Source organism: Sphaerotilus sp. FB-3 (assembly GCF_023706025.1).
Lineage (GTDB): Bacteria > Pseudomonadota > Gammaproteobacteria > Burkholderiales > Burkholderiaceae_C > Sphaerotilus > Sphaerotilus sulfidivorans.
In genome coordinates this window covers 126,089-136,864 of sequence record NZ_BQWE01000014.1, presented here as the reverse complement: position 1 = coordinate 136,864, position 10,776 = coordinate 126,089, and the positions used below count along the sequence as shown (strand labels likewise).

The following is a 10,776-nucleotide window of genomic DNA, read 5'->3' as shown; positions in this document are numbered from 1 at the left end:
GCCGTCTCGTACTCGACGTGGGCGGTGTTGATCGTGATGCCGCGAGCCTTCTCTTCCGGAGCGGCGTCGATCTGGTCATAGGCTTTGGCCTGACCGCCGAACTTCTTCGACAGAACGGTCGTGATGGCTGCCGTCAGGGTGGTCTTGCCATGGTCGACGTGACCGATGGTGCCGACGTTGACGTGCGGCTTGGTCCGTTCGAACTTTTCCTTAGCCATGATTTCGCGCTCCTGAGTGCGTTCAATACGACGAGTAAGACAGGCGGTATCGGGTGGTGCCCATGGCGCGGATCGAACGCGCGACCTCTCCCTTACCAAGGGAGTGCTCTACCACTGAGCCACATGGGCATCGACACAGGACTGGGCGCAGAGAACGCGCAGACCAGTGTCGACTTATTTCAAACCACTTGGAGCGGGAAACGGGAATCGAACCCGTGTCATCAGCTTGGAAGGCTGAGGTTCTACCATTGAACTACTCCCGCCTTGCCTTGCAGATCTGCTTCCGACAGAAGCAACCGCTGGACATTTCGCTTGGTGGAGGAGGCTGGATTCGAACCAGCGTAGGCGTAAGCCAACAGATTTACAGTCTGCCCCCTTTAGCCACTCGGGCACCCCTCCTGGGCGAGACATAAACTTTAGCAAAGGCTCATCTGCGACGCAAGCGTTTTGGGCAATTTTTTTGTTGAAGTCGCTTCGAGCGCCCAGTCCACCGCCTCGACGCCCTGCCCTTGCCGCCAGGCATTCGCTGCCGAGAACGGCCGGCTGCCGACGAAGGGCACCGGCGGACGCCGGGCCGACAACGGTGACGGATGGTTCGAGGCGATGACGTGGTTGTGGGCACCGGCAGCCTCGATCACCGGCAGGCGGGCCTGCGCATGCGCGCCCCACAGCAGGAAGACCTTGGGCTGCGGGGCTGCAGCCACCCGCGCGACGATCGCATCCGTCAGCGCCTGCCAGCCCAGCTTCGCATGGCTGGCCGGACGGTCGCGCTCGACGGTCAGGCTGGCATTGAGCAGCAGCACGCCCGCATCGACCCAGGCTGCCAGGCTGCCCGAGACCGGCGCCGCCAGCCCCAGGTCGGCCTGCAGCTCCTGGCGGATGTTGCGCAGGCTGGGCGGGATCTTCACGCCCTCGGCGACCGAGAAGGCCAGACCCTCGGCCTCGCCCGGGCCGTGGTACGGATCCTGGCCGAGGATGACGACCTTCACCCGCTCGGGCGCTAGCCCCTGCAGCGCCCGCAGCGGCCGCGCCGGATAGACCTCGGCGCCGACCGCGACACGCGCGTCGACCGCCGAGCACAGCGCCCGCCCGGCCGCGCCGGCCAGAAACGCCTCGACCTGATCCCGCCAGCCCTCGGGCAGGCCCTCGCGCAGCGCCTCGGCCAGCGGGGCGCGCAGGCGGTTGTCGGGCAGCGTCATGCCGCGACCGCGAACAGCGCCGCCAGCGCCGCGCCGGGGTCGTCGGCGCGCATGAAGGCCTCGCCGACCAGGAAGGCATGCACATCAGCGCCACGCATGCGTGCCACATCCTCAGCGACCAGGATGCCGGACTCGGTCACCAGCAGCCGGTCCGCCGGCACCTCGTCGAGCAGGCCCAGCGTGGTGTCCAGCGTCACCGAGAAGCTGCGCAGGTCGCGGTTGTTGATGCCAAGCAGCGGCGTCTTCAGCTTCAGCGCGCGGTGCAGCTCGGCGCGGTCGTGCACCTCGACCAGCACGCTCATGCCGTGCGCGAGCGCCACCGCCTCCAGGTCGGCCATCTGCACGTCGTCCAGGCAGGCGGCGATCAGCAGGATGCAGTCCGCGCCCATCGCGCGCGCCTCAAGGACCTGGTACTCGTCGACCATGAAGTCCTTGCGCAGCACCGGCAGCGCACAGGCGGCGCGCGCCTGCTGCAGATACTCGGTGCAGCCCTGGAAGTACTGCAGGTCGGTCAGCACGCTTAGGCAGGCCGCGCCGTGGCGCGCGTAGCTCGCGGCGATCTCGGCCGGGCGGAAGTCGGCGCGGATCACGCCCTTGCTCGGGCTGGCCTTCTTGATCTCGGCGATCACCGCGGGCCGGCCGGCGGCGACCTTGGCGCGCAGCGCGGCCTCGAAGCCGCGCAGGTCGGCGGCACGGGCCTCGGCCTCGGCGCGCACGGCGGCGAGCGGCTTCGCGGCGCGGGCCGCGGCCACCTCCTCATGCTTGGTGACGACGATGCGGGCGAGGATGTCGGGGGTGTTCGGGTTCATGGTTCAGGCTGCCAGTTGCTGGGCGCGGGCGACGAACTGCGTCAGGCGCTCGGCGGCGCGGCCGCTGGCCAGCGCCTCGCGGGCGCGCTCGATGCCCTCGGCCATCGTCGCGGCGACGTTCGCGGCGTAGAGCGCCACGCCGGCGTTGAGCATGACGATGTCGCGCGCCGGGCCGGGCTGGTTGTCCAGTACCGCCTGCAGCAGCGCACGCGACTGCTCGGGCGTGTCGACCTTCAGCGCGCGGTGGCTCGCCATCGTCAGGCCGAAGTCCTCGGGGTGGATCTCGTACTCGCGGATCTCGCCGTCGCGCAGCTCGCCGACCAGCGTGCCTGCGCCCAGCGAGACCTCGTCCATGCCGTCGCGGCCGTAGACCACCAGCGCGTGCTCGGCGCCCAGGCGCTGCAGCGCGCGCACCTGGATGCCGACCAGATCGGGGTGGAACACGCCCATCAGGATGTTGGGCGCGTCGGCCGGGTTGGTCAGCGGCCCGAGGATGTTGAAGATCGTGCGCACGCCCAGCTCGCGGCGCACCGGCGCGACGTTCTTCATCGCCGGATGGTGGTTGGGCGCGAACATGAAGCCGATGCCGGTGTCCTGGATGCACTGCGCCACCGCCTGCGGCGTGAGCGTCATCGGCACGCCCAGCGCCTCGAGCACGTCGGCGCTGCCGGACTTGCTCGAGACGCTGCGCCCGCCGTGCTTGCTCACCCGCGCGCCGGCGGCCGCGGCCACGAACATCGTGCAGGTCGAGATGTTGAAGGTGTGCGAGCCGTCGCCGCCGGTGCCGACGATGTCGACCAGATGGGTGCGGTCGGCGACGTTGACCTTGACCGAGCACTCGCGCATGACCTGCGCGGCGGCCGTGATCTCGCCGATGGTCTCCTTCTTGACCCGCAGGCCGGTCAGCAGCGCGGCGGTCATCGTCGGCGACATCTCGCCGGCCATGATGCGCCGCATCAGCGTGAGCATCTCGTCGTGGAAGATCTCGCGGTGCTCGATGACGCGGGTCAGGGCTTCGGTGTTGGTGATGGTCATGGCGCGCTCCTCGTCAGCAACGGTTCAGCGGTTGGGCGTGTTCAGGAAGTTGCGCAGCATCGCGTGGCCGTGCTCGCTCAGGATGGACTCGGGGTGGAACTGCACGCCCTCCAGCGCGACCTCGCGGTGGCGCACGCCCATGATCTCGCCGTCGCCGCTGGTGGCGGTGACGACCAGCTCGGGCGGCAGCGTGGCGCGCTCGATCGCCAGCGAGTGGTAGCGGATGATGCTGAACTGCTGCGGCAGCCCGGCGAACACGCCCTGCTGGTCGGTGGTGATGGTGTCGGCCTTGCCGTGCATCTGCACCTTGGCGCGCACGATGTTGCCGCCCAGCGCGGCGCCGATGCTCTGGTGCCCCAGGCACACGCCCAGGATCGGCAGCCGGCCCTTGAAGTGGCGGATGCTCTCGATGCAGATGCCGGCCTCCGCCGGCGAGCACGGCCCCGGCGACAGCACCAGCCGATCGGGCTTCATCGCCTCGATGTCGGCCAGGGAAATCTCGTCGTTGCGGTGCACCCGCACGTCTTCGCCCAGCTCGGCGAAGTACTGCACGAGGTTGAAGGTGAACGAGTCGTAGTTGTCGATCATCAGCAGCATGGCTCGGTCCTGTCGTCAGGGGGTCCGTAGATGCCTGTGGAGGTACAGGCGCAGAGCAAAATGGAGCGGGGAAGTGGATCAGTTCAGAGACATGGCTTACGCCAAGGCCATCCGATCCACACTGCGGTGATCGCTGCTGCTGGAGCGTCAAGGAAAGTCTTGGCGGACATGGTCAGATTATGGGCTTACAGACACGCCGCCAGCGCCCTCGCCTCCATCAGCCGCGCTCGCAAACCACTGGTCAGGCGCTGCGACCCCAGCCGCTGGCTCATGAGACGCAATTGCTGCTCGGCATCTCGGGTCAGTGCAGCGACATCGCGCGCCAGCCCAGCCAATTCATGCAGGCAAATTTCTTCCACGCCACGGTCTGCCGCCCACACCATCTCGCCCCGGAACTCGATCAAGGTACCCACCGATCGATTCGTCGGCCAGAAGAACACCCCGACCGACTCCTTCGTCTGTTCGAAAGCTGCGGCAGCACAGTCATGGACACGCTGCCCAAAGGCGGCACGTACACGCTGGCCGCCAAGCGCCTGAACGACACGGCGCGCCAGCAGTTCGCTGCGGATCGGCCCTTCGGCCGCCACGATGCGCGCCACCTCGCGCTGGATGTCGCTGGAGTCATCAGGGGCGCGAGCCTCGTCTGCCAGTTCTTCATCCGCCCCCTCTTCCGGTGGCGAAGGCACGGCCGGAGCAAACCCGGCATAGGCCCCCGGCTCGGCCACAGGGTCATGTACTTCAACAGGCACCGGGGAGGTTTGCTGCAGCACCGCTTGGGCCGCGCGTTTCTCCCGACTGCGCACCAGCAATTCCTGCAACCGTAGATCGACACGGTCGAGCGTGCCCTGCCAGTCAATCCACCAGTCCGTGGACCAGATGCGCACGATCTCCCAGCCCAGCCCGCGCAGCACCTGCTCGCGCAGCCTGTCGCGGTCCCTGGCTGTCGCGCTGCGGTGGTAGGTCGCACCGTCGCACTCGATGCCAGTGAGGTACAGCCCGGCCACATCCGGATGGACCACCGCCAGATCAATCCGGAACGACGACACGCCGACTTGGGTACGCAGCGTCCATCCTCGACGCTCCAGGGCCTGGGCGACCGCCGCCTCGAACGGACTGTCATGGCCACCCAGGCTGCCCTGGTCACCTCGACCGAGCGTGGCTGCACCCCGCTGGGCGAATGCCAGAAAGTGCTTCAGGTCGCGCACACCACGCGCCTGCGTACGCCCGAGGTCGATCTGTTCGGGCTGCAGCGAGGAGAACACCCGCAGCCCCTGCCGCGCACGGGTCACCGCCACGTTCAGGCGTCGCTCACCACCTGTCTTGTTCATCGGACCAAAATTCATCGACAAGGTACCCGTCGCGTCCGGACCGTAGGTAGTCGAGAAGTACATGATGTCGCGCTCGTCACCCTGCACGCTCTCCAGGTTCTTGACGAACACGGGCTCCAGCGCGGCCTCGGCAAAGTGCGGCTCCAGCGAGGGATCCTGCCGTCGTGCCTCGTCGAGCAGATCCTCGATCAGGCGCTGCTGCTGGGCGTTGAACGTGACAACCCCGATGGTCTGCCGGGACGCCGCGAAACCCGGCGCCTGCAAGCGGCCGACCAGATCAGCTACCAGGGCTCGCGCCTCGATCAGATTGGTCCGTGCCCCGCTGCGGGCATAGACACCCGGTACCGGATGGAAGCTGACCGCCTGGTCCTCCGTGACGGGCGACGGGAACGTCACCAGCTCACCGCCGTAGTAGTGGTGATTCGAGAAGGCGATCAGGCTTTCATGGCGGCTGCGATAGTGCCAGGACAGATTGATGCGCGGCAGATTGGCCCCAAGACACTCGTCCAGGATGCTTTCCATGTCCTCGGGAATGACGTTGTCGTCCGCCTGTGCATCGTCTTCGTCCGCTGCCGCGCCGGATGATCGACCGAAGAAGCTGGTCGGCGGCAGTTGCCGAGGATCGCCGACCATCACCACCTGCCGCGCCCGCGCGATCGCGCCGATCGCATCCCATACCGGGATCTGCGAAGCCTCGTCGAAGACCACCAGATCGAACAGGTTGGCGCCTGTGGCAAGGTATTGCGCCACCGACAACGGACTCATCAGCAGACACGGGGCCAGGCTGGTCATCGCCGAGGGAATCTGCTCGATCAGCGTGCGCAGCGGAAGGTGCCGACTCTTCTTGAGCACTTCGCGGCGCAGGATGCCCCACTCGGAGCCGATCCGCTGACCCTGGGGCGAGGGCAACCGACTGCACAGCCGCGCCCGGATCAGGTCTCGGGTCAGGTGGGTGAATCGCTCATCCAGCGCCCGGAAATCCGCGATGCGCCGCTCGTGGTCAGCGGACACGAAGGTCTTGAGTGCCGGGTCGCGATCGACCTTCTCGTGCAGCCACCACCGGGCATAGGCCGCATCGAATGCCGGCACGATCTCGGCAGACGGCAGCCTCCCCGCCTCGACCGCCGAGGCCAATGGCGCCAGACCCACCGCCCGCGCCTCCGCGTTCACCCTCCGCCAGGCGCACCAGGCGTTCAGCCGTGTCGATTTCTGGTGCAGCACGTCGCACTGCGCCGCCATCACGTTCAGCGGCTGCTCCGGCCAGGCGGATCGCACTTCGTCTGAGCAGTCCCCCCATCGCAGCAGATCCTCCACGGCAGGCGCCAGGGCCTCCAGCGCCTCCAGATACGAACGAGCCATTTCACCGCTTCCCATGCTTGGGTGGTGCCCGTCCAGTATCAAGGCAAGCCCCGTGCGAACCGCCTGCTCCGACACGCCCGCCGACACCAGCGGATCGATGACGGTTGCAAGACTCTGCAGCGCCCGCCTGGTCGCCTCGACCTCCGACTCAACCGTGTCCAGCCCCTTCCAGAGCCCACCCGTGAGACTTGTCAGTTCAGCCCAGTCCTCCAAAAGACGGCGCTCCACCTGCGCCCGCGCCAGCAGTTTGTCCAGATCGGCACGCATGGCAGCGCCGCAATCACCTCGCGCGATCACCTCATGCGCATGGGAAGGAATCCCTCGGCGCGTCAGCGTGACCAGTTCCGACTGGAACGACACCGCCGCGCCCAGTCGATCCGGATCGCTGGACAGGATGCCACCCCACACCTCGGCGGGCAGGGTAGACAGTCGCGACAGGCTTGCGATCTCGCCGCCCAGCCGGGCCATCTCCTGCAGGCGCGGGACATCCTGAGCCAGTGCCTCACCGCAGAGTCCATCGACGATGGCTTCGAGCCCCTGCACTGACAGCCCCACAGGTACATCGCCTTGGCGCGCCGTACGCAGCACCCCCTGGAATCGCAGCAGAGCCGCCAGCCGCTCCGGGTCGGATCGTGCTCCCTGCCAGGCAACCCCGACCATGGGATCCACCGGCAGTTCCGCCAGTTCAGTCCTCAACTCGCGCAGCTGCGCCAGCAGCCGAAGATCAGCCTCCACCGCAGGCGCCTGCGCCCCGATGGCAAGAGCCTGAACTTGCCGGCTGATCTTGCGTTTGCCCAAGGCCGACAGCGGCCAGACCGCCGCCTCGGCCTTGTCCCATTCCCGGACGAGCTGGGCCACGTTCAGTTGCTCGATCGCAGCGTCATAGCGGGTAGAGAGCCGGCTGGCCGTCTGCTGCCAGTCCAGCAGCAAGGCCACCCCCTTGCCCACCGTTTCACCGATCGCACGCGGCCAGGGCGTGGACAGTTGCGCCTTCAGCGTCTGCCAGCGCCGCAGCAGGGGAATCACGCGCCGACACTCGTCCAACGCCTCATCCCCCCACCGCGACGGCCACTGAGATGACAGCTCGGCGTGGCGTGCCAGTTGCAGCATGCCGCTATCCAGCCGCTGCATCACCTGTGCCGCATCCGTGCGCGACAGAAAGCGCCAGTCACGCCCCACCGCCTGGAGTGACACCCGCGCCACCGTGGCCAACGCCATGCGCGCGGAACGGCCCGTGCGCACTTCAGGCCATCCAAGCCCCTGCATCCACCCTCGTGCCGCGTCGGTCACCCGCTGGACGACCGCGCTGGTCCGGCTGATCGCCTCGGTCAGGCTCCTTTGCCAACCAGGCGACCACTCCCCGTTCCCGACCAGCGCCAGCGCATCGCGGACCTCGGGCGACTGCAGATCACCAATGGCACCGTGGTGAACCGTCAGCCGAGCCGCCAATTCCCGCAGTGCAGCCAGCTCGACCACATCGTGCTGCTCGGGCGTTGGCCAGGACAGCGTCACCCGGTGAACCTGCCGCTCCTCGGAGGCCACCACCCGCCCGATGGCATCGAACAGCGTCAGGCCATTGCGATGCACGCGGTGCAGCCGCTCGACGTGTTCGTTGAGGTGCGTCTTGAGCGCCTGCAGCCGCTGCGCTTCGCGTTCCCAGACAGCCTGATCGACCTCGCCTCGCGAGTCCCAGGCGCGCTGGAGCTGCTGGAGCACATCGGTCTTGCGGGCCTTGCTGGAATGCAGCTCCAGGCAGAACTCACCCAGGCCGACCTCGCGCAGGCGGCGATGCACCACGTCCAGCGCCGCCGTCTTCTCCGACACGAACAGCACCCGGCGTCCCTCGGCCAGGCTCTGCGCGATGAGATTGGCAATCGTCTGGCTCTTGCCCGTGCCCGGCGGGCCGATCAGCACGAAGTCCTTGCCCTTGCTGGCGGCCATGACCGCCGACAACTGCGAGGAATCGGCCGGCAGCGGACAGAAGATCTCCGCCGGACTGTGCTCCTGATCCAGCCGCCGGGGGTCCGGGAACGCGATATCCGACACGAACGGATCGCGTGGCGTGTCGAGCAGATGGCGGACCACGGCGTTGGTGCGCAATTGCTCGGATCGCTCGGCCAGATCCTTCCACATCAGGTACTTGGCGAACGAGAACTGCGCCAGCACCACCTCGGTGCCGACCTCCCAGCCCCGGATGTCCTTGACCGCGGTGGACACGCGATCCCACACCGCCTTGACATCCAGACCCGATTCATCACGAGGAAGGTCGTTCTCGTCGATCTTCAGGGACAGGCGGAAGTCCTGGTGCAGCATCTGGGCGAGCGTCGCGTTGAAGCGCGGCTCGTCGTCGAGCAGGCTCAGCGAGAAGTGCGACCGCACGCTCTGCCGCTCCAGCTTCACCGGCAGCAGCAGCAGTGGCGCCTTGTAGCGCGTGGCCGACTTGTCGTCCGGATGCCAGTGGAGGAAACCCAGCGCCAGGAACAGCGTGTTGGCACCGCCCTCCTGCAACGCCGACCGCGCCGACCGATACAGCTCGACCAGCCGGGTCTCCATCTCCTCCTTGGACAGGTCGATGAACACCTCGCCCCGCTCCAGCACCTCCTCGGCATGGCGACGGCGCAGATCCTCCAGCGTGCGCCCCTCATGCACGGACTGGCTGCGACCATCGGCGCCCGTCATCAGGTCGGGGCGCGGCAGCAGGCGGATCGTGGTGCCACGGGACAGCAGATCTTCCAGGACAGCGGGCTGGGGAGCCTCCACCTTCACGGCCCGCGTGCCCATCCGGAAATTCAGCAGGTTGTTGCGCAGCGACAGGTCCAGCAGCTTGCGCTGCCAATGCTGGAGCCGGTCCTCGGGTGTCTGCGGCTTGCGATCCTCGGGCATCTCGTCCTGCATGGGCAGGCTCGCCGGGGCCATCGAGAAGGCATCGGCGGCCGGAGCAGATGCGTCGCCGGGGACGCCGGACGGCGTGGCGGGCACAGCCACGGCATGGGGACTGGCCAGCGGACGGATGCGTTGCAGGCGCGCGCGCCGCACGTCCACGGTCAGCTCGAATGGCGCCTCGGCCAGTGCCGCCTCCTGGAGATGGCGCGCGCCGTGTTCCACCGCCATCTGGAACGAGGGGGCTGGCCGGTGTGACAGCAAAGTGGTCTCGAACACCACCAACTCGTTCAAGGCCATGCGCTTGCGCAGCGCCGACACATCATCGACCACCGCGTCCGAAAACTCCTCGCGCTTGAGCCAGACTCCCGCGAAGGCGTGCCCACGGGTGAACACCACCAGCGGATGCAGCCCCGCCTGTTCGAGCGCGGCACACAGCAGCAGCGTCGAATCCAGGCAGGTGGCCAATCCCGTCTCGGCCACCTGCTGCGGGCCACGGATCTTCTGCCCACGCTGCTCGAAACTGGCGGGGGGCAGCGCGTAGTCCAGCCCCATCCGCGACACCGCCGCCCAGAGGGCTGAAGCGATTTCCCAGGCATGGCGCGCCCCGCCCTCGTAGCCGTTCAGCGCCGCATCGCAATGGTTGTCACGCAGCACGCCAGCAGCCTGCTTGAGCAGATGCTCGACCGCCGGCTCGTTGGGCTGCACGAAGGCTGCCACCATGCTCGGCATCTGCCGCAGGCCGCCCCACTGGTTGCGCGGCAGCAGCTCGATATTCAGGTTTTTCTGGTCCAGCTCCTGCGCCTGTGACGGCACCTGCAGTTCGGAATCCTGACGCAGCGCCAGATGCAGCACCGCACCTTCCGCCTCCGTCAACCGCGCCAGCATCGCGCCATCCAGGGCGACATCGGTCCGTGGAATGACGCACCATTCACCCGCTTCGACCCGGTCCAGACGCCACTCGCGGGGCTGCAAAAACGGCGGAGTCGAGCTGATGGTCACCACCAACGCCGACCAGTGGCATTCGGTCTCATTGACGACCTTCAGCTCATGGATCAGCGGAACCGAGTTCTGGAAATCCGCCAGGTTCAGGGTCTCCGCCGCAGACACCTCGATGCGCGGGGTTTGCGCTATCCGGGCGGGTTGTTCTTCCGCCGAATGCACAACGGACGCAGAAACAGATTCGTCAGGCTTCGCCAGACCGGTCATGTCAATCTCCCTTTGACTATGCAGATCAGCAAATTTGCTCAGCAATTCACCGATCTTGTCACAGGGTTTTTCGTGAAATCGTCCACTCCGGACAGGCATTCAAGCGCACCTCGACGGACACCACGTGCGGTGTCCTGTGCAA

The 10,776-nt window shown here is 67.2% G+C and carries 6 protein-coding genes and 3 tRNA genes; all 9 read right to left on the bottom strand.

The features are described 5' to 3' along the window. Positions 1-218, bottom strand: a 218-nt coding sequence (locus tag NFT33_RS07885) for a GTP-binding protein (protein ID WP_251674180.1), incomplete at its 3' end; no start/stop codon positions are given. Between the two features lie 54 nt (positions 219-272). Beyond that, positions 273-347 (bottom strand) — tRNA-Thr (locus NFT33_RS07880). A gap of 60 nt (positions 348-407) precedes the next feature. Then, positions 408-481: transfer RNA gene (locus NFT33_RS07875), tRNA-Gly, on the bottom strand. Positions 482-531: 50 nt separating this feature from the next. Then, a tRNA-Tyr gene (locus NFT33_RS07870) sits at positions 532-617 on the bottom strand. Positions 618-634: 17 nt separating this feature from the next. Then, positions 635-1,417, bottom strand: coding sequence for a uracil-DNA glycosylase (locus tag NFT33_RS07865; protein ID WP_251674415.1), 783 nt, complete (start codon positions 1,415-1,417; stop codon positions 635-637). Then, entirely contained in the window at positions 1,414-2,226 is an 813-nt protein-coding gene (gene trpC / locus NFT33_RS07860) for an indole-3-glycerol phosphate synthase TrpC (RefSeq protein ID WP_251674413.1), read from the bottom strand. The genes NFT33_RS07865 and trpC overlap by 4 nt, the downstream gene beginning before the upstream one ends. 3 nt (positions 2,227-2,229) lie before the next feature. Further along, positions 2,230-3,261 (bottom strand): anthranilate phosphoribosyltransferase, encoded by a 1,032-nt coding sequence (gene trpD, locus NFT33_RS07855; protein ID WP_251674411.1) that lies wholly within the window; start codon positions 3,259-3,261, stop codon positions 2,230-2,232. Positions 3,262-3,285: 24 nt separating this feature from the next. Next, positions 3,286-3,858 carry an anthranilate synthase component II gene (locus NFT33_RS07850; RefSeq protein WP_149502211.1) on the bottom strand — a complete coding sequence of 191 codons (573 nt, stop codon included), beginning with the start codon at positions 3,856-3,858 and terminating at the stop codon, positions 3,286-3,288. A 185-nt stretch (positions 3,859-4,043) separates the two neighbouring features. Beyond that, positions 4,044-10,634, bottom strand: a complete 6,591-nt coding sequence (locus NFT33_RS07845) for a DUF3320 domain-containing protein (RefSeq protein WP_251674409.1) — start codon at positions 10,632-10,634, stop codon at positions 4,044-4,046. Positions 10,635-10,776 lie beyond the last annotated feature (142 nt).

Bases quoted from the DNA above. Each gene is read 5' to 3' on its own strand.
- NFT33_RS07865 (WP_251674415.1), bottom strand. From the start codon at position 1,417: ATGACGCTGCCCGACAACCGCCTGCGCGCCCCGCTGGCCGAGGCGCTG.
- trpC (WP_251674413.1), bottom strand. From the start codon at position 2,226: ATGAACCCGAACACCCCCGACATCCTCGCCCGCATCGTCGTCACCAAG.
- trpD (WP_251674411.1), bottom strand. From the start codon at position 3,261: ATGACCATCACCAACACCGAAGCCCTGACCCGCGTCATCGAGCACCGC.
- NFT33_RS07850 (WP_149502211.1), bottom strand. From the start codon at position 3,858: ATGCTGCTGATGATCGACAACTACGACTCGTTCACCTTCAACCTCGTG.
- NFT33_RS07845 (WP_251674409.1), bottom strand. From the start codon at position 10,634: ATGACCGGTCTGGCGAAGCCTGACGAATCTGTTTCTGCGTCCGTTGTG.